This window comes from Gilliamella sp. ESL0250 (genome assembly GCF_013345045.1).
Lineage (GTDB): Bacteria > Pseudomonadota > Gammaproteobacteria > Enterobacterales > Orbaceae > Gilliamella > Gilliamella apicola_H.
The window spans coordinates 39,602-59,241 of sequence record NZ_JAAEDV010000005.1 but is presented as its reverse complement, the minus strand read 5'-3'; the positions used below and the strand labels follow the sequence as shown (position 1 = coordinate 59,241).

The window sequence follows — 19,640 nt, the reverse complement described above, 5'->3', positions numbered from 1 at the left end:
TTTTTTAGTAAATAAAAAAGGGAACTTTATTTAGTTTATTTTTTCTCGGTAATTTCTTCTAGTGGTGGTCCAAAGCGATTGTTTTGTTCAATGCTAGGAAGCCAAAATGGCTTCAAAAAGAAGGGCGCAATCAGTATTGAAGTCAAAAAGTATAAAGGCTGCCCTTTATAGCTGTCATTTAGGCGTCGCTTTATAGCAAAAACCGTGTTAGTTGCGACAATAGAATAACAAATCATAGAAAAAGTTGGACTATTTGGCTCAAAATACTTGCTAAGTACCGACATTAAATTTAACAGTACAAAATTACAAAATAATTGTGCAATAAAACCTTTTAGATTTGCTCGCCCATTCCAACGCCAAAACTGCCACCATTTGTTTATAGGCAATGACTGTGAGTCCAGTTTTTTTTGATTTTCGGTATTTTTTGCTATAAGTAATGCTGCACAAAGCCGCAAGATTAAATCATAGTCACTGTTATTTTTAAACTTGTCTAATATTTCGAGTTCACTTTTATCAAGTATACCGTAATAGTTAGACAAACGCTCAGCAAAGATCATTATTTGATCGGTTTGGATGTGATTGCATTTTATTTTGCCAACAGAAGATGGCGCAACCCAATTCTTTTGTAGATTTTTTGATATTTTTATTAACTTTTTATCATTGCCAATAATGTTGTGCAATACCTGACTTAATTTGGCTTTTTGCTCAGGTTTATTGAATACAATTATGTATAACAACATTAAATAAATTGGATTTCTATTCGCCAGTTTTTGTGCCCATGCGTACTCTAGTTTTTGCCCAATATCGTCAAAATCAATAAGGTGAGGCGCATCAATAAACCATTCAATCGAATTTTGATAATTGTTTAAAACACAATTAATTAGTCTGCCATCATTATTAATCAGATTATATAACTCTGTTTCATTTTTCCAATTTCCATACTTAAATATCTCTATTAACGGTTTAAATGGGTCATCCTCCTCGAGAACAAAGGTATTATTTTCTTGTTGAAGATAATTCGCAGTTTTTATTGGTTCACAAGCAATTGCGACTACTAATAAGTAACGACGATACCATTGCCAATAAGCTTCTTTCTTATTAGCAATAACTGAAGGATCTGGAGATTTTGGTAGTTGATAATAATTATTAAATTTTAAAAACGTAATCCAATCAAACATCTCCATATTTGAATAATGAAAGCTTTGATATAAGTGTGATTGAGCAATATCAGGGATATCTTCGAATCTATCTAACCATAAACGACCATATAAAACTTGCTTGCCATCTTCGTCGGGATCGAATTGGGTTGGAAGTTGAGCATTTTCATTATTATCAAATAACCATGCTTTAAATTCTTGTACTGGCGAAAGTTCTGTAAGCCATGCAAGATGTTGTTGTGCTTGGCGTTGCAAATGTTGCAAAATAAATTGTTCAAATGGATCATCACTTTGCTCATCTAAAATTTCTTGTAATAATCTTTCGTTACCATGGCGCAACATAATGGCATGTCGATATAAACGATATAATCGATTATTACCATCATCACGTAACAATATTGATAAGACTTGTTTATAATTCCAGTTTGTACTCAAAGCCCAATTAACAAAGTCGACGATTTCTTTTGAATATTCATTGATATCTTCTAACCCAGCTAATCGTGCCGTTGTGGTTGCAGTAATTTGCGGAATAGTATGCAAATAATTTTTTGTTTTATCGACCGCGACACAATAACTATTATTCAGTGCCATAACTAATAATGGGAAGTAATTTTTTTCAAAATAAACACACCAACCTGCTATCCAGCTTTCTGCTTTTTGTTGATAATGACCTGAATAATACAATTCTAACCAAGCCTGTAAGGCATTTTGTTTATCTTCAAGCAAAGTATATTGGATGGCAGCAATATATTTCCACTCGATAATAATATTTTCGTCTTGATCGTCTTCGGCAATGCATTTTAAAGCGTAATCCAAAATAGATTGATTTTTTAGGCTCGCAGCACTGTGCCAATGAGCAAATTCGAGCATAAATTTTTTATCATCAGGAAGGTAAATAACTGTATCTTGACATAAAAATGCATAAACATCTTCAGATCTACGTTCCCAAAATAACCATTTGGTATAATATATATAATCGATAGTTGTATTTTGTAGTATTTTATTTGTTGTCGGTAAGCATGTGTAATCAAAGACATCGCCACGATCAATGTGATTTAAATAATTATCATATTTTTCAAATTCATCAGTGAATTGTGTCATCAATTGCTGACGCCAGCGCAAATTATCGGCTAAAATTTTGACACATGATTCGGATATATTTGTTGTTTCGTAACTTAACTCTAATAGCCGCCATTTTACCGAATCAATAACTGTCATGGGATAGTCATAGAATGAGCCGATAAATTTTTGCCATTCATCAATGTTATAGCAACGCTGTGGATCTTCTAATAGGGCTTGATAAGCATCGCAAATTTCATTCGCTTTAATTTGTTCTTCTGTTAATGATGGCGCTTCTTTTTCTTCTGATTTCTGTGCAGTTTCGTCAACGGCTGTTTCGGGCAAATTTGCATAATTCATTGCCGATTCGTAAGCTTCGCGCAATGCTTTAAACCCGTCAGGATCCGTTTCAGGATGATATGAGGGTAATTTTGCACGATAGGCTTGACGAATAACAGTTGTATCTTTTGTTTGATCTATGCCCAGCAATTGCCAAAAATTTGTATTCATGACCAATCATACTCCGTTAGTGATTCAGGCTTTTCTAGTTCGTCAATCTCAATATACCAAGGCAGGCGATTGCAAGGAGAATCCTTGTCGGTAATTAATATTTTCATGGTATTTGTTTGTGATGCTCGGGTTAATTCACAGCGTAATACTTCAAGATCTTCTTTATTGTTGAGTGATTCCCAAAATTGAAAACCAACCGACCAACCCGCAAAGTAGTTATGCCAAGATTCATAAAAATATTGAGAACGAACAGCAATTCTTGAAAAAATCCATAGCGCTTCTTCTTCGGTAATATATTTATTGGTCGTGCCATTGCGTAGCACATATCCCATACGTGCATAATCCCAACTACGAATGCCGCCATAGCCACATACGCAAAAAGTTTGTTCAACAAACTCTAGTAATATTTTTTGATAATCATCTTGTGCTTGGCAATAATCATGCCAGTCTGATTCAGAAAATCGAGAATAGATTGAATAATATTGAGATAATAAAGGTGCATGCCCATCATCAACCATATCAAAGACACAGTTTAGTAATGTCTGGCGAGAATCAATTCTCCAACTTTCACTCATATCCATAAAATCCCGATCGGGATAAAAGAACGGTGAAGTATAACTTGCACCATTATTCTTGCTTAAGGCAACCATTGGCGCAGACAAGCCATATAACCAATCAATAACATCTTGATTCATATTTTTATTCCAATCATCTGATTTATTTTTTATCAAAAGATAGCAGATTTTACACCAAAATAAAAATTGAAATTCAAGGCGGGAATTTATGGTGTGGCTAAGTTATAATGAAATATAAATACCATTATAAGCCTGCATAAATCATAAAATCATTTTGCAAATCAATATCTACAAGGCATAATAATGGTAAATTTATTGGAATTTGATTATTACTAAGTAATAAGTCATAAGGAGTGATAATGAAAAAAATTACCTTAATGATAATGTTAATATTTTGTACATTAACATTACAAGGTTGCGTTGCTGCAGTTATTGGCGTTGGTGCAGGTGCAACAGCAAAAGTTGCTACAGATCCTCGTACCACTGGCACCCAAGTTGATGATACAACGCTCAGTTCACGCATGGGTATAAAAATTAAAGACCATGGACCTTTGTTTATTGGCTCGCGTATCGTTTCGAGTGCTTATGGTGGTAATATCCTTTTAGTTGGACAAGCCAATAGTGAACAAGTTGAACAAGCAGAAAAGCTTGCTTATCAAGTTGAAGGGGTAAAAAAAGTCTATAACCAAATTCGTATTGGGGAACCCGTTGGGGCAGTGACAATTACTAATGATACTTGGATAACTACTCAAGTTAAATCTCGGTTAGTTTTAGATGCCAAAACTAAAGCTCGCAAAATTAAAGTGGTAACCGAAAACAGTGAAGTATTTTTAATTGGAATTGTTACACCAGAAGAAGGCAAAGCAGCAGCTGAAATTGCAAGTAAAGTCAGTGGTGTAAAAAAAGTCATCACACTTTACACTTATACTGAAAATTAACGGAAACTATATAAAAGACAGGGGGCGCATTAGTCCCCTTTTTTATGCAACCGATTTTATGCGCTCAATTAATTTAGCAAGCCCTTGCAAACGTGATTGGCTTAGCTCATCGGAAATTTTTAACTGACTTAATAGGGATTGAAAATCGATAGCTGCAATTTCTTGTGCTGTTTTGTGATTAGCAATGATGATTAAAATGGCTAATAACCCTTTCACAATTCGCCCTTCGCTATCGCCACTAAAAATATAAGTATTATCGGCCTGCTTGTGATAACTAAGCCAAACTCGATTTTCGCAGCCATTGACTTGGTTCTGCTCTGTTTTTTGCTTGTCAGGAAAATCAGGCAATTGCTTGGCTAATATCACTAACTGTCGATAGCGATCTTGCCAAGTACGTTGCTTTGCAAATAACTCGGTTAAATTTTGCTGTGATAGCATAATATTGACCTATTTATGGTTGACTATTTTGTAAAAAACTTTCAGGAATCTATCATTTGATATATAAAACTATTTTTTGGTAGGTTTAATTTAACAGGATACAGTTAGATGGTAAACTAAGTCGTTCAAAAATGGAGCAACGTACAGTATTGATAACAACAATATGAAAAAATTGTATTACCTAAATAAACAATTTATGATGTGGTATGCTGAAAATAAAAGCATATTTAGGTTATATGCCATAAAACGCTAGCTTAGTTGTACCTTTGTTGACGCAAAAATAAGGATTAAATAGTATTATGATACGTCAAAATAACAGACCCTATTTTAGATATAACATTGAACAATTACAAAATCTTGCCGAAGAAAATAATAATAATCTTGAAATCTTAAATCTGATTGTGATGGAATTGGAATGCCGTTCAACCAAGAAGGCTATGATTTTATTAGAAAAAACAAGTAATTATCTTTCAAAAAATAAAAATATTGTATCGTTAAAAGAAAAAGTGAACAATCAGAATTCTGATAGTCAACATTTTAGTGAGAAGATAATAAACAACAAACAAGCAATAGAAAAAGATTCACAATTTCAGCGTTGTGTACAGGTAGAAAAAGTAAACGACAATAAGATTATTTCAAAAGACGTGGATGTAAATCATCATCAACATGCGACTCAAACGGTCGAGCAATCTAGCCACATATCGGAGTGTATGCATAAAGTTCAGACTTACTCTCAATTACCAGAAATAAAAAGAATAAACGAACAAGTGAATAGTCTTAGAATAGATAAAAACAACGATCCATTATCGATTCTCTCAAGTTGGAGTGCGTTAGAAGCTTTGGCGCCTCAAACTTACAAAAAACCAGAAGATTTAGCTAATGGTGATCGTAATAATATTATCAATACAACTCATACGGGTTTGCCGTGGTTACAGCAGCAAAAAAGCAGACCTAATTATAAGATCTATTATCAGGTGTGCTTAGGTTCAATTTCTATGTCAGAAGCAATCAAAGATCTTATTAAAGTATTTGGTCGAGATGAAGAACTAAACCAAAGAACTACAGAACACGCTGTTATCGGTTCATTACTGGTCGATAATAATGGTGTTTTATTAGAAGAAAACGGTATTGCAATTTCTAGTTTTGCTTGGGCTTTACCTTTAACGTTAAATAAACAATTAAATGGACTTAATCAATGGATAAACATTGAACGCACCATTCTGGCGCATCTTCAAAAATTATTACGTAAAACCAATGAGCAAGGTCAACTGATACCATTAAATAAAACAATGATCATTAATGCTTTTTATTGGTTGGTTAATCAGTTTGAACTACCAGATCATCTTGTTCAGCCACCTGAGTATATTATTCGTACGTACCACCATTTCAAAGCGAAAACGCCGCCAGAACTACCACTATTAAATTCATTCTATTTTAATGATCTGCTTAAAATCGCTCAACAAGTAGAAAACAAAACAGTTAATAAAGGAATTAAAGCCTATTTGGGTATAACAGAAATAAAAAATGTGAATGATTTGTTGACTAATCACGTTCTTTTAGAAAAAGTTTTGGCTCCAAAGAATATAAGTTTATCCCGTTGGCCTTCGCCAGGTGGACATCCGTTGGTCACTTTACAACAAGCGGCTGTTAATTTAACAAGAATGGAATTGAGGGATAATGGTGGCATTATTGCTGTAAATGGCCCTCCTGGAACGGGTAAAACGACATTGCTAAGGGACATTGTGGCTTCGGCTGTTGTTGATCGTGCTCTGGCAATGTGTGCTTTTGATGAACCCGAGAAAGCTTTTATACCTGTCGGAGGTAAAATTCCCGCAGGAAAAGGATTTTATCAGCTTTATCAACTAGATACTTGCTTAAAAGGGCATGAAATAGTTGTGGCTTCAAGTAATAATAAAGCAGTCGAAAACATCAGTAAAGAGTTACCAGCAAGTAAAGCTATTGGTTATTCGGTTGATGAATTTAACTATTTTAGTGCAATAAGTAATCATGTTTATAATTTATCGATTGATGATAATAAGCAAACCGACAATTCAAATTTACCATTGAATGAAACTTGGGGCATGATGGCTGCTGTGCTTGGCAATAGCAAAAATCGGACAATTTTTCAAAAAACATTTTGGTGGAATGAAGAGTATGGTTTTCGCATTTATTTAAAAGCTGCTAAAGGTGATGATGTTACAAAAGAGATTACAGATGAGCAAGGCAACGTTATTGCCCGTAAAATACCAGAAATTGTTTCAATAGAGCGACCAGCGACAACACTTCAACAAGCCGTAAGCTTATGGCAAGCAAAAAAAAATGAATTCTTGAAACTTAAATCAGAAATTGAAGCTGCATTAAAGACATTAGAACAACTACGACAAGCTTGTTTAAATAAGCAAAAAATTAGTCAGAAAGTTACTGAACAATATACTGTTCAACAAAATTATCAACAAAAGAAACAAGAACTAGATTTACAATTAGCGCAGCAACAAGCAGAATATCAGTCTTATGAAGCATTGTATGAGAAATCCCAACATATTGAGAACCTAAGTAAGAAAAAAAAGCCGGGATTGTTTGCTCGTTTATTTCGTACTCAGGCTTGGATGCAATGGTTACATAAACATAAAGAATTACAACAATCATCATACTCTAGAAAAAAACTTTTTCTAAATGCGCAAGCTGTTGTAGAACAACTTTTATCTGAAAAACAAAAATTAGAACAAAAACAATCGAATATACAACAATCCCAAATTAAACAACAAAATGAGCTAGCGCGATTGAACCAATATATTGATTCTTATCGCACTAAACTCGGTAATCGTCTTATTGAGGATAAAACTTTTTTTGCTGATCATCAGCTTTATAATCTAAATTCCCCTTGGTTACCAAATGAATTACATAAAAAACGAGAGCGACTGTTCATGCTAGCTATGGATCTTCACAAAGCCTTTATAAATGCTAGTGCTCAAAAAATCCTACATAATTTAAGTATTTTTATGATGCCTGGTGCGCTAAAAGAACAAGACAAAAAACAATTTTTATCTGATTTATGGTCAACGCTGTTTCTTGCCGTGCCTGTTATATCAACAACATTTGCTTCTTTTGAACGTATGATGGGAGATCTAAATCAAGATTCAATTGGCTGGTTATTAATTGATGAAGCAGGACAAGCATTACCCCAAGCTGCCGTGGGTGCTATAGCTCGTGCCAAAAGAACCATTGTTGTTGGTGATCCATTACAAATTCCGCCCGTTACTTCTATTCCATTACGTTTAAACGAAGAGATATGTCGATTTTTTAACGTAAATAAAACACTTTGGAGCGCACCTGATGCTTCTGTTCAAACACTAGCTGATAGAGCTTCTAGTTACCAATCTTCTTTTAGGAATGATACAGGAGGACGTAATGTCGGGATCCCATTATTAGTGCATCGACGCTGTTGTGAGCCAATGTTTAGCATTTCTAATCATATTGCTTATGATGGGCAAATGGTTTATGCAGCAGGGCACCATCAACCAGGCGTGATTGGTAATATATTGGGTTCTTCTTGTTGGTTTGATTTAAATGGTCAAGCGGATACAAAATGGTGTCCTGATGAGGGAAAAATAGTGATTGAGCTTTTAAATAAAATTGCCCATCAAGGCATTACCGAGCCCGATTTATTTATTATTACGCCATTCAAGATAGTGGCTAACGAATTAAGAAACTGTTTAAGAAAAGAAAAAGACCTTTTTGAAAAACTTAATATTAATTTAAATCAATGGATCATTGACCGAATCGGAACTATTCATACAGTTCAAGGGCGGGAAGCAGATAGCGTGATATTAGTGCTTGGAGCTCCAGAAAATAAACATAATGGAGCGCGTCTATGGGCGGCTGGTACACCTAATATTATTAACGTTGCGGCATCAAGAGCTAAACAGAACTTTTATGTTATTGGCTCTTATGCTTCTTGGTCAGGAGTAGGACATTGTCGAATAATGGCGCAGTATTTACCAGTGAAATAATTATCGATAAATAAAAATTTAACTGTTAGTCATCTCCCTATTTATGTTTGATGACATTATATTATAAATTCTCAAATAATGTGGCTTGGTGCGATGGTAATTATCATCGCAATATTTTTAAATTTTCAGGGGTGCGGTATGTCATCTAATTTTTTGGTTAATTCTAAAGCTTAATTTGGATTCAATTTTTTTACTGTTTGATTCCCTTCTGTTACTCTTCAGGGTTATAAATTAACTCACACATCATGTTAAATAAAGATTATCAAAACTTATCTGATTGATTTTATGCGCTCAATTAATTTAGCAAGCCCTTGCAAACGTGATTGGCTTAGCTCATCGGAAATTTTTAACTGACTTAATAGGGATTGAAAATCGATAGCTGCAATTTCTTGTGCTGTTTTGTGATTGGCAATGATGATTAAAATGGCTAATAACCCTTTCACAATTCGCCCTTCGCTATCGCCGCTAAAAATATAAGTATTATCGGCCTGCTTGTGATAACTAAGCCAAACTCGATTTTCGCAGCCATTGATTTGATTTTGCGCTATCTTTAGCTGTTCAGGAAAATCAGGCAATTGCTTGGCTAATATCACTAACTGTCGATAGCGATCTTGCCAAGTACGTTGCTTTGCAAATAATTCGGTTAAGCTTTGCTGTGATAGCATAATATTGACCTATTTACGGTTAACTGTTTGTAAAAAAGTTTCAGGAAACTATACGTTTTAGTATAAAATTACACTAATATTTCAATTGCATTTTGCAACTCTGAAATAAATTTATCCACATCTTGCTGATTATTATATGGCATCAATGAAACACGAACCGCGCCGTGGCACCCTAATTTATTTATCAAAGGCTGGGCACAAAGCTCACCAGTGCGGATCGCAATATTTTGTTCACTTAATAAGATAGCAATATCATTATGATGAATATCATTGATATTAAACGTAATAATCGGGCTACTATCCACACTATAAAATTGAATATCCGCAAATTGGTTTAGTTGTGATTTTGCGTAGTCAGCGAGTTGCTTTGTGTAGTTCTCTGCTTGCTTATTATCCCAACTTTTTAACCATTCAAGTGTTGCGTTAAAGCCAAGAATCCCAGCAATATTGGGCGTGCCTGCTTCAAATTTATAGGGAAGATCTTCTTGAATAAAATCATCAAATGAAGCGCTTTTTAGCATTTTTCCGCCACCATGCCAAACCGACATTTGTTCAAGTAAGGCCTTTTTACTATATAAAACACCAAGACCAGTTGGTCCATACAATTTATGGGCTGAAAAAGCATAAAAATCGATATTTAATTGCTGGGCATTAAGCGCATGATGAACAATGCCTTGAGCACCATCAACAACTAAAACCGCATTATGTTGATGAACAATGTGGCTAATTGTTGCTAAATCAGGGCAAAATCCAGTGACGTTTGACATTTGGGTTATTGCAACGATTTTAGTCTTTACTGATATTAGAGATAATAATTCATCAATATCCGATGACCATTTTATAACTTTAGCCCCCGTTTGTGTTGCAACAATTAGCCAAGGTAATAAATTGCTATGATGCTCTAATTCACTCACAATAATTTCATCATCAGGTTGTAGCAACGGGCGAGCATAGCTTTGTGCGATTAAATTAATTGATTCGGTTGCTCCTCGTGTCCAGATAATTTCAGAGCTGCTATTAGCATGAATTAAATCAGCAACATTTTGCCTTGCCCTATCAATTGTTGTTGTGACTTGCAAAGCATCTTGATACAAACTACGCTTTGCGGTTGCTGTATTTTGTGCATAATACGCAAATGTTGCATCAATCATCACTTGTGGTTTAAGTGCGGTTGCTGCCGAATCAAGATATACGCTTTCACTATTAAGCGCAGGAAAATTCGCCCTAAATTGCTCAGGTACAAAATGCTTATTGGGTAAGTTCAAGTCCGGCAATACCATTCCAGTAACCATTACAATCTCGTTTATGTTCAATTTGTAGTGGGTTTAATCCATCTTCGTTGGCTTTGAACTGCTTGACAATATCAAGTGTTTCAAGACCAAGTGGAGAAATTCTAACAATATCCACTAATCCTTTCATCTCTTTGAGATTATTGCCTAAGTTATAACAATAACCACTTTGAGTCTGAATACCGTTTAGCACAAATACTTTTTGCTGTTCTTGCGAGAACACTTCACGCCCAACGGGATAGTTAATGCAACATGTTTCACATTTATCTTTAGGCTTGTCTTCTGATCTAGCGGTAAAACAACGCGCTGAATAAGCTAAAGGTAAGTAACCGTAGCTAAAGACTTCAACTTCAAAATTTCGCTTAATATTTAAATTTTCAAACTGATTAAGTACATTGGTTAACCAATCACGAGAAAGTTCAACCGGCATACACCAACGCACCATCCCTTGTTTTTGTAATAATTTTAAAGTTAATGCGTTATAACAGTTAATAGCAGGGCCTGCAACAAATGGTAATTTATGCTCTTGCGCAATATTAATAGCAGCTAAATCATTTGCTTCGACTAAAAAATCGCCGTTATTGACTAATTGTCGTAAATCATTTAATTCTGATGGTGCTTCAAGTAACGCTAGGGTTGAAAGTACCACTTGTTTACCCGATTTAGCAATTTCTTTCGCCAGTTCAAGCCAATTGACAACTTTCATTTCACGGCGTTTGGTACACACCGTTTCGCCCATATAAATAACATCTGCTGCACTCTCTTTGGCAGCATGATAAAACGCTTCTGTTGTGGTTTTAGGCCAATAATAAAGTAATGGTCCTAATGCGTATTTCATAGTTTTGCTCACAATATTGTTTATATTAGATGAATTAAATTATTAAACATAATACCTTATCGCCAGTATTTATTTACAATAAAAACAGAAGATATAAAAAGCGAAATATTACATTTAAAATGTATATTTTTTAATTATTTGTTTTAATAAGCAAATTAAGTTATTGCCATTTACGGTGATAAGCGCCTAATGTTGTCTGTGTTCCCTCTGAAACAGAGCCAAGCGTATCCATCCAGCTTTTTTCTGTTTGGAATGATTGCGGATTGGCTTTATAGCGATCGATGGCTTGTCGCCATACTTTGGTCACTTGTTCAACATAAGCAGGGCTACGCTGACGCCCCTCAATTTTAACCGAGGCAATATTAGCAGCAAATAGTTCAGGTAATAACTCAATAGTATTTAAGCTGGTTGGCTCCTCGATTGGATGATAAAGCTTATCGCCAACAAAATAACGCCCTTTGCATAGCGTTGGGTAACCCGCATTTTCGCCTTTTTTATGGCAATCAATTAACACATTATTGAGTCGTGACTCAAGCCCTTTTCCGGTATCTTCCCAGCGAACAAATTTAGCAGGCGAACAAGCTCCAACGGTATTGGGTGATTCACCGGTTAAATAGGATGATAAATAACAGCGCCCTTCCGCCATAATACACAGGCTACCGAAAGCAAATACTTCAAGCGGAACAGGGGAAACTTGTGATAACTGTTTGACTTGATGCATCGAAAGTACACGTGGTAACACAATACGATGTACCTGAAAATTGTTATAGTAAAACTTAATTGATTCTTCATTGGTTGAAGACGCTTGCACAGAAACATGGCGTTCAAGATCAGGGTACTTTTCAGCCGCATAATCAAGCATGGCAAGATCAGCAATAATTAACGCATCGGCGCCAATATTGGCTGCTGTATCAACAGCGTGTTGCCAACGCTGAAAATTTTCAGGATGAGCAAAAGTATTAATGGCAATATGTAACTTTTTACCGCGTTTATGTACATAATCTGAAGCTTCTAACAATCGCTTTTCATTAAAATTTAAACCAGCAAAATGACGGGCATTGGTGTCATCTTTCAAACCAATATAAACAGCATCAGCACCGTTATCAATGGCCACTTTTAGTGACGGTAAAGATCCTGCTGGACAAAGAAGTTCCATAATTATTCCTAACTTAATTTCGGTAATTTATACGCTGTGTATTATGCAATAATTCCGAGTGTAATGCGAATAGAAAGCGATAGTGTTAGCTAAAAAACATCAGATGCTTGGTTTATTGTATAAACAGTAATTCCTACAAATTATATGAATAACAATTACTGCTAAAAATCGCAGTATAAGCCATTACATGTGTTACGCTTGGAACGGCATTTTGGGGAAATATTTTATATCATATCTAATTGCATGTTTTATGATCAGTATAAATAAAACTCTGGTTAAGTACAAAAATAAGATATATGGTAATATTTATAATGTGAATAAAAATAATTCATTATTTATCAATTTTTTACACTATCTTAATGATCAAGATATGTAAGTTTTTATTTATAAAACATTAATAATATTTGGAATTTTATTAATAATTGTAGAAAAATAGCGTAATTTATTATATCATAAAGATTATCTATTTATATTATTTAAGAAATTATCAATTTATTCGTGTTTCATAAGGAATCAAATATGTCAAATAGCTATCAAAACGAAGTACCTCCTGCTCGTGTTAATATTCAACTAGATCTTCATACTGGTGGGGCCCAAAAGAAAGTTGAGTTACCTTTAAAAATTTTATCTATTGGTGATTATGGTCGAGGTAAAGACAAACGCCCACTTTCAGAAAAAGAGAAAGTATCTATTAATAAAAATAATTTTGATGCAGTATTAAAAGAATTTAGACCTTCTGCCAAAATCAGTGTACCAAATACTCTTGCTGATGATGGTAGCGATATTAGTGTAGAACTTGCATTTGAATCAATGAATGATTTTAAACCTGAACAAGTTGCAAGAAACATTCCTCAGCTTCGTTCTTTGCTTGCTATGCGTAATTTATTAAGAGATTTGAAATCTAACTTACTAGACAACGCTACATTTCGTTACGAACTAGAGAAAATTGTTAAAGATGAACAATTATCTGATGAGCTTCGTGCAGAATTAGAATCAATTGTATCTAAAAACACAAAATAAGTGTTTTTTAATAAATTATCTCAGTTACTTTCGAAATAAATTATATCGTTATTGATGAACAATAAGGAAAAAAGCAATGAACGAAAAAACAGAACAAAAAAGTGTTAGCCAAACCGTTTTAGAAGATAATGGTAGTGTTTACCAATCTTTATTTAATAAAATAAATTTAAATCCAATCCAAAAAGCTGGTGAGATCGATAAATACGAAGATAATGATGTATTATTTGAGTCCTCACAAGATGAACGTGTCACCATGGCTGTTGACATTTTACTTAAATTGATTCAAAGCTCATCTCAAAAAGTTGAAAAACTAGACAAACATTTATTGGATTACCATATTAGCCAAATCGACCAAAAACTAAGCCGACAATTAGATGCGATTATGCATAATGAAACTTTCCAAGAAATTGAGGCGACATGGCGTGGTTTAAAATTTTTAGTAGATCGTACTGATTTTCGACGTAACGTAAAAATTGAATTATTAGATGCTTCAAAAGAAGATCTTCGCCAAGATTTTGAAGATGCACCAGAAATCATCCAAACAGGTTTTTATCGTCATACTTATATTCAAGAATATGATACACCGGGTGGAGAACCAATAGGTGTAACTATCTCGAATTATGAATTTGATCGTGGTCCACAAGATATAGCTTTATTACGCAATATTTCAAAAGTTGCGGCTGCAGCTCATATGCCATTTGTTGGTTCTGTCGGTCCAAAATTCTTTGGCAAAGAAACCATGGAAGAAGTTGCTGCAATTAAAGATATTGCAAATTATTTTGATCGAGCTGAATATACAAAATGGAACAGTTTCCGAGAAACGGATGATTCACGTTATGTTGGCTTAACTTTACCAAGAGTATTAGCTCGTTTACCTTATGGTCCTGATACAGTACCTGTCCGTAGTTTTAACTATATTGAAGATGTTAAAGGCATTGAACATAGTCGTTATTTATGGGCTAACGCTTCGTATGCTTTTGCAGCTAACATGGTACAAAGTTTTATTCGTAATGGTTGGTGTGTACAAATTCGAGGTCCACAAGCTGGAGGCCTTGTCGAAGATTTACCTATCCATCTTTACGATTTAGGTACAGGCAACCAAGTTAAGATCCCAACTGAAGTTCTTATCCCAGAAACACGTGAATTTGAATTTGCTAATTTAGGTTTTATACCGCTGTCTTTCTATAAAAATAGAGATTATGCTTGTTTCTTCTCTGCAAATTCGGCACAAAAACCGGCGCTATATGATACAAAAGAAGCAACAGCAAATAGCCGTATTAATGCACGCTTACCATATATCTTCTTATTATCACGTATTGCTCATTATTTAAAAGTAATTCAGCGAGAAAATATTGGAACAACAAAAGATCGTCGAGTTCTTGAACTTGAGTTAAATAAATGGATTAGCAATCTTGTGACTGAAATGACTGATCCTAGTGACGAAGTTCAAGCATCTCATCCATTACGAGAAGCAAAAGTTATTGTTGAAGATATTGAGGATAACCCAGGATTCTTCCGTGTTAAAACATTTTTAATCCCACATTTCCAGGTTGAAGGAATGGATATTAATTTATCGATGGTATCACAAATGCCAAAAGCTAAAGCTTAATATCAAAAAATCTGGGTGGTAGGATTCATGAAAATTTTTCGTCCTTTATGGAATGAAGGTGTCTTTTTGACACCTCAACAATTTCAGCAACAGGCGTTATGGCAACAGTTTTCCTCTCAAAAGTTAGCTGCTATGGCAGTAGCTAACCCATGGGGTGTTGAAAAATTAGTCATAGATACGCAAGCGCTGACAATCGATCGCTTGCAGGCAGAATCTATTAGTATTCGATTTCGTGATGGCGTGCTAATTAATACTGATACGGCCGATAAATTACCGGAAGCTAGAACACTAAATACAGATGTTCCACCTGAGCGTGAAGAAGTCATTGTATTTATTGGGATACCATTGCTACAAGCTAATGGAGGTAACTGTCTACAAGACAATCAACAACTTGAAAGACCGCTTCGCTATCGACAAGAATGGATGGAAGTGGTAGATCTATTTGGACAAAATGCTGAAACAATTGCTGTTGAGCGTTATGCGTTAACTTTTTTATTTGATTTTGAAGATCATAGTGATTATTTAACATGTCCAATTGCATGCCTTAAGCGTGATCTAAATGGTCGTTTTGTACTTGATTTTGAATATCTTCCTCCACTAATTAATTTATTCACTCAAAGTGGAACATTAATAAAAGAGTTAGAATTATTATGTATCCAAATACAAGCTAAACGTCAACGTTTAATGGGCATGAGACATGAACGTAACGAACAAATGGCTGAATTTGCAATAGCTGATGTATCCCTGTTTTGGCTTTTAAATGCACTAAACACATTTGAGCCTCAACTCAAATTTTTACGTGATAATCCAACTATTCACCCAGAAAACCTTTACCAAACCTTAACGGCATTAACAGGTGCATTGTTAACGTTTTCATTAGCAAATGATGTCGATAAAATTCCAGCTTATCAACACACCAACCTTAATGAAGTGTTTCCACCATTATTTGGATTAGTGCGTAATTTGTTAGAAGAAAGCTTACCATCTCGAGTGATTAAAATTGATTTAGTACATAATAAAGATACATTATGGACAGGTCGCTTAAACGATTCTCGTCTTGTTGAAGATGCTGATTTTTATCTCTCTGTACGTTCAAGTATGCCCGGACATCAATTACAGTCTCAGTTTCCAATATTATGTAAAGCCGGTGCACCAGATGATGTAAGGCAAATTATACATTCAGCATTATCGGGTATACCAATAAAAGCGCTTAGCCATGTTCCAGCAGCAATACCTATGCGTTTAGAAAATCAATATTTTGCACTGGATCTATCGCATAGTGCTGCAAAAAATATGTTGCAAACTCGATGTTGTGAGTTTTATGTACCAAGAGCAATGCCAGATATTTCACTAGAACTTTTCGCAGTTTTGCGATCATAAGGTCAAGATTATGAGTATAGAACCACAAACAATAGTCATTGATGAATTATTACGGGATTCAATATTAGTTGTTGTCCAATTAAAAGCGAAAGCGGATATTCCATCAGGACATAAATTATATGAACTTTGTAAACAGCAAGTGACGACCGTTCGTGAGACGTTATATAAGGCACAATATAGTCAAGATGTGATTGATGATATAAGTTATGCCCTATGTGCATTATTAGATGAAACAGTATTACTTTGCCATCGTGATAACCCCGAAAAACAAAATTATGATGAGTGGTTAGGCGCACCATTACAAGTCATTTTTTTTAATACACATAATGCTGGTTATGATTTATTTGAAAAAATTCGCGGACGCTTAAAAGCAGATAAAAAAGATCCATTAGTATTAAGTTGCTTTGACAGAGTGCTTGGGCTTGGCTTTCAAGGGTGCTATCTTGATAAACCTCAAATGGAAAGGGAACACTTGGTTTTAGCCCTACGTGAAGCTGTACGAGAGTACGAGCCAGAACAATCTCATCCTATTATTGAACAAACCAAAACTTATCGTTATTTAGGGCGCAAAACGATGCTGTTATCTTGTACTGCGTTATCCGTTTTGTTGGTTATTGTTCTTTACTTTTTATTAGATTATCGACTTGATACGTTGATTAAAAAAATTGTAGGTTAAAGGGGAATTTATGAGCGATTACCCTAAACGAATTCAAATCATTTATGCTGCTATATTAAGCTTATTGTTACTATTTGTTTTTTTACCAATAGCAGTCGGTTGGAAAATTATTGGTACGGTTTTAGTTTTAGTTATTGCAGGTGGATTGCTATGGCGAATGCAACGCTATCGGCGAATGCTTGCTTTATCAACAACAAATATTGATTTTTTAACTCAAAAGCTTGATTTATTACCGGCAAGGCAACGTTATCGATTACCTATCTTATTGGTAACTGGTAGTGCAGCAAAAGACTTTTTTCCTGAGGATCTATCCATAGCAGAATCGAATATTGTTGTTTCATCCGAAGCGGTATGGATCTATGTTGAAGAGTATTCTCATTTACCTATTGTTTATGATTCATTAATCGCAAAATGGCCAGATATGATAGGGCGGGTAGGCATATTTCTTGCTTTAACGCCTGAACTTGAGGATAAACAAGGATTGTTCATTGCTAAATTGCAGGCATTTCGTCAATCATGGGCAGATACATGTCGCATTGCAAAATATCAACTGCCTGTTTACTTATCGACACATATTGGTCTAAATAATTTAATTTATGATGAACAAAATCCATTACCTGTTTACTGGTTTCAATTAGTCGATCACAAATTATTTCTGCTTGATCGTTATTTATCGCCTCTAAACAATTGGGTTAATGATATTAAAACGCCTTCAAGCGAACGGGAAAGACGATTACGATTAAGACCATTGCTAAACGAAGCACAATCTTGGATTGAACAAGTCGTGTTATCAACGTTAATTGATCCAAAACAGCCTATTGCAAAATGTAATCCAACAGGGATAGCGATTTATCCTATAAATCAATCTATTGTAAATAACAATATTATGCAAAAACAATGGGAAAGTATCACGACTTTACTACTGCCAAATAACCATAAAATTGAAGATAATGTAAGTCCGCCCGATTCCTTAATTAAATTTATGCCAATAGCTTACCCATTTTCGCCTATTGCCACGATGGCCTGTGGATTAATTACGATCACATCCATATTTATTATGGGGTGTTTAGGCGCATCTTTTTGGAACAATATTAAACTTTCCGATCAAATACAAAATGATATTCGGCATTACCATTTAATTTCGATGGACAGTTATGAAGAAAAGCGACAAGCACTTGAGTTACTTAAAGGCGATAGAACAATGTTAAATCAATATTTAGCTCAGGGGGAACCTGTTCGTTTAGGTATGGGGCTTTATCATGGACAGCAATTACTTGAGCCTTTAAATGTCTCTATGAGTGATTATGTTGCTAAACCACCAGAGCCAGAAAAAATTATTATTAAAGAAGAAAAAGTTATCATGAAAGAAGCACCGTCCGTGATTCGTCTAGATAGTTTAGCATTATTTGAAAGTGGCCAATCAAGCTTAAAATCAGATTCAACCAAAATATTAGTCAATGCGTTAGTTGAAATGAAAAAACAAATAAATGCTAACCACGGAACAGGGTGGCTTATTTTAGTTGCAGGGCATACTGACTCCACTGGTGATGAAAATAAAAATATTCAATTATCACTTGAGCGTGCAACAGCAGTACGAGACTGGATTATAAAAGCCAGTGATATCCCTGAAACCTGTTTTGCAATACAAGGGTATGGAGCAAAAAAACCGCTAGTTAGTAACGACACTCTGGAAGGTCGAGCACAAAACCGGCGAGTAGAAATTAGCTTAGTTCCTCAAATGTCAAATTGTATTTTGGCAAATGAAAACTAAGAGTGTTTAATAAAAATCAAAAAAGGAGTAAAAACAATGGCAGTTCCAGCGTATATGTTTTTAAAAGACGATGGTGGTGCAGAAATTAAAGGTTCTGTAACTGTAGTAGGACGTGAAGGAAGTGTTGAAGTGGTTGAATTTGATCACAAAGTCTACATTCCAACCGATGGTAATACAGGTAAATTAACCGGAACTCGCGTTCATAAAGCACTTGAATTTGTTAAAGAAGTTGATGCTTCATCACCTTATCTTTACAAAGCTGTAACTACAGGCCAAAACTTAAAGTCTGTTGAAATCAAATGGTACAAAATTAATGATGCAGGTCAGGAAATTGAATATTTCAATACATTAATGGATAACGTAAAAATTGTTTCTATTAAACCTGAAATGCACAATATTAAAGATCCAACAAAAGAACAATACAATCATTTAGAGCGTATTGAACTACGTTACGAAAAAATCACTTGGACTTATAAAGATGGCAACATCATTCACTCAGATAGCTGGGTTGAAAGTAGAGCCTAATGTGGTTTTTGTTGATTCTGCCAT

At 34.8% G+C, this 19,640-nt stretch carries 15 protein-coding genes; 8 read left to right on the top strand and 7 right to left on the bottom strand.

The features are described from left to right. Positions 1 to 35 precede the first annotated feature (35 nt). Positions 36 to 2,726: a J domain-containing protein gene (locus GYY69_RS05615; RefSeq protein ID WP_174796792.1), complete on the bottom strand. Its 2,691-nt coding sequence runs from the start codon at positions 2,724 to 2,726 to the stop codon at positions 36 to 38. Next, positions 2,723 to 3,421 carry a DUF1266 domain-containing protein gene (locus GYY69_RS05610; RefSeq protein ID WP_174796791.1) on the bottom strand — a complete coding sequence of 233 codons (699 nt, stop codon included), beginning with the start codon at positions 3,419 to 3,421 and terminating at the stop codon, positions 2,723 to 2,725. Before GYY69_RS05610 ends, GYY69_RS05615 begins: the two co-directional genes overlap by 4 nt. A 239-nt stretch (positions 3,422 to 3,660) precedes the next feature. Here GYY69_RS05610 and dolP point away from each other — a divergent pair, with 239 nt between their 5' ends. Then, positions 3,661 to 4,239, top strand: coding sequence for a division/outer membrane stress-associated lipid-binding lipoprotein (gene dolP, locus GYY69_RS05605; RefSeq protein ID WP_174796790.1), 579 nt, complete (start codon positions 3,661 to 3,663; stop codon positions 4,237 to 4,239). A gap of 42 nt (positions 4,240 to 4,281) precedes the next feature. Here dolP and csdE (GYY69_RS05600) read toward each other — a convergent pair whose 3' ends face one another. Then, complete coding sequence (gene csdE / locus GYY69_RS05600) at positions 4,282 to 4,677, bottom strand: cysteine desulfurase sulfur acceptor subunit CsdE (protein WP_174796789.1); 396 nt, start codon at positions 4,675 to 4,677, stop codon at positions 4,282 to 4,284. 299 nt (positions 4,678 to 4,976) lie between these two features. On the opposite strand from csdE (GYY69_RS05600), the gene GYY69_RS05595 reads away from it, so the two are divergent. Further along, positions 4,977 to 8,687 carry a DEAD/DEAH box helicase gene (locus tag GYY69_RS05595; protein WP_194240608.1) on the top strand — a complete coding sequence of 1,237 codons (3,711 nt, stop codon included), beginning with the start codon at positions 4,977 to 4,979 and terminating at the stop codon, positions 8,685 to 8,687. Between the two features lie 269 nt (positions 8,688 to 8,956). Here GYY69_RS05595 and csdE (GYY69_RS05590) read toward each other — a convergent pair whose 3' ends face one another. The 4 genes from csdE (GYY69_RS05590) to ubiU all read right to left on the bottom strand — a co-directional run bounded on the left by csdE (GYY69_RS05590) (position 8,957) and on the right by ubiU (position 12,635). Continuing rightward, a complete protein-coding gene (gene csdE, locus GYY69_RS05590; protein WP_174796788.1) occupies positions 8,957 to 9,352 on the bottom strand; it encodes a cysteine desulfurase sulfur acceptor subunit CsdE in 396 nt (131 codons plus the stop codon). A 68-nt stretch (positions 9,353 to 9,420) separates the two neighbouring features. Further along, on the bottom strand, positions 9,421 to 10,644 hold the full coding sequence (gene csdA, locus GYY69_RS05585; RefSeq protein ID WP_238786527.1) for a cysteine desulfurase CsdA: 1,224 nt from the start codon (positions 10,642 to 10,644) through the stop codon (positions 9,421 to 9,423). Next, positions 10,601 to 11,479 carry a U32 family peptidase gene (locus GYY69_RS05580; RefSeq protein ID WP_174796787.1) on the bottom strand — a complete coding sequence of 293 codons (879 nt, stop codon included), beginning with the start codon at positions 11,477 to 11,479 and terminating at the stop codon, positions 10,601 to 10,603. The genes csdA and GYY69_RS05580 overlap by 44 nt, the downstream gene beginning before the upstream one ends. 160 nt (positions 11,480 to 11,639) lie before the next feature. Continuing rightward, complete coding sequence (ubiU, locus tag GYY69_RS05575) at positions 11,640 to 12,635, bottom strand: ubiquinone anaerobic biosynthesis protein UbiU (protein ID WP_174796786.1); 996 nt, start codon at positions 12,633 to 12,635, stop codon at positions 11,640 to 11,642. 519 nt (positions 12,636 to 13,154) lie between these two features. Here ubiU and tssB point away from each other — a divergent pair. The 6 genes from tssB (at position 13,155) to GYY69_RS05545 (ending at position 19,616) form a co-directional block, all read left to right on the top strand. Beyond that, on the top strand, positions 13,155 to 13,655 hold the full coding sequence (gene tssB, locus GYY69_RS05570) for a type VI secretion system contractile sheath small subunit (RefSeq protein WP_174796785.1): 501 nt from the start codon (positions 13,155 to 13,157) through the stop codon (positions 13,653 to 13,655). Positions 13,656 to 13,731: 76 nt separating this feature from the next. Beyond that, positions 13,732 to 15,264 (top strand): type VI secretion system contractile sheath large subunit, encoded by a 1,533-nt coding sequence (gene tssC, locus GYY69_RS05565; protein WP_065637773.1) that lies wholly within the window; start codon positions 13,732 to 13,734, stop codon positions 15,262 to 15,264. 27 nt (positions 15,265 to 15,291) lie between these two features. Next, entirely contained in the window at positions 15,292 to 16,644 is a 1,353-nt protein-coding gene (tssK, locus tag GYY69_RS05560) for a type VI secretion system baseplate subunit TssK (protein WP_174796784.1), read from the top strand. A gap of 10 nt (positions 16,645 to 16,654) precedes the next feature. Next, positions 16,655 to 17,320 carry a type VI secretion system protein TssL, short form gene (gene tssL / locus GYY69_RS05555; protein WP_174796783.1) on the top strand — a complete coding sequence of 222 codons (666 nt, stop codon included), beginning with the start codon at positions 16,655 to 16,657 and terminating at the stop codon, positions 17,318 to 17,320. Between the two features lie 10 nt (positions 17,321 to 17,330). Then, the gene (locus GYY69_RS05550) at positions 17,331 to 19,091 is read left to right on the top strand and encodes an OmpA family protein (RefSeq protein WP_174796782.1); all 1,761 of its coding nucleotides are present in this window, start codon (positions 17,331 to 17,333) and stop codon (positions 19,089 to 19,091) included. A 36-nt stretch (positions 19,092 to 19,127) separates the two neighbouring features. Continuing rightward, entirely contained in the window at positions 19,128 to 19,616 is a 489-nt protein-coding gene (locus tag GYY69_RS05545; RefSeq protein WP_065590676.1) for an Hcp family type VI secretion system effector, read from the top strand. Positions 19,617 to 19,640: the final 24 nt, after the last annotated feature.

Excerpts from the sequence above, each read along its gene's own strand:
- GYY69_RS05615 (WP_174796792.1), bottom strand. The coding sequence starts at position 2,726 with ATGAATACAAATTTTTGGCAATTGCTGGGCATAGATCAAACAAAAGAT.
- GYY69_RS05610 (WP_174796791.1), bottom strand. The coding sequence starts at position 3,421 with ATGAATCAAGATGTTATTGATTGGTTATATGGCTTGTCTGCGCCAATG.
- dolP (WP_174796790.1), top strand. The coding sequence starts at position 3,661 with ATGAAAAAAATTACCTTAATGATAATGTTAATATTTTGTACATTAACA.
- csdE (WP_174796789.1), bottom strand. The coding sequence starts at position 4,677 with ATGCTATCACAGCAAAATTTAACCGAGTTATTTGCAAAGCAACGTACT.
- GYY69_RS05595 (WP_194240608.1), top strand. The coding sequence starts at position 4,977 with ATGATACGTCAAAATAACAGACCCTATTTTAGATATAACATTGAACAA.
- csdE (WP_174796788.1), bottom strand. The coding sequence starts at position 9,352 with ATGCTATCACAGCAAAGCTTAACCGAATTATTTGCAAAGCAACGTACT.
- csdA (WP_238786527.1), bottom strand. The coding sequence starts at position 10,644 with ATGGTTACTGGAATGGTATTGCCGGACTTGAACTTACCCAATAAGCAT.
- GYY69_RS05580 (WP_174796787.1), bottom strand. The coding sequence starts at position 11,479 with ATGAAATACGCATTAGGACCATTACTTTATTATTGGCCTAAAACCACA.
- ubiU (WP_174796786.1), bottom strand. The coding sequence starts at position 12,635 with ATGGAACTTCTTTGTCCAGCAGGATCTTTACCGTCACTAAAAGTGGCC.
- tssB (WP_174796785.1), top strand. The coding sequence starts at position 13,155 with ATGTCAAATAGCTATCAAAACGAAGTACCTCCTGCTCGTGTTAATATT.
- tssC (WP_065637773.1), top strand. The coding sequence starts at position 13,732 with ATGAACGAAAAAACAGAACAAAAAAGTGTTAGCCAAACCGTTTTAGAA.
- tssK (WP_174796784.1), top strand. The coding sequence starts at position 15,292 with ATGAAAATTTTTCGTCCTTTATGGAATGAAGGTGTCTTTTTGACACCT.
- tssL (WP_174796783.1), top strand. The coding sequence starts at position 16,655 with ATGAGTATAGAACCACAAACAATAGTCATTGATGAATTATTACGGGAT.
- GYY69_RS05550 (WP_174796782.1), top strand. The coding sequence starts at position 17,331 with ATGAGCGATTACCCTAAACGAATTCAAATCATTTATGCTGCTATATTA.
- GYY69_RS05545 (WP_065590676.1), top strand. The coding sequence starts at position 19,128 with ATGGCAGTTCCAGCGTATATGTTTTTAAAAGACGATGGTGGTGCAGAA.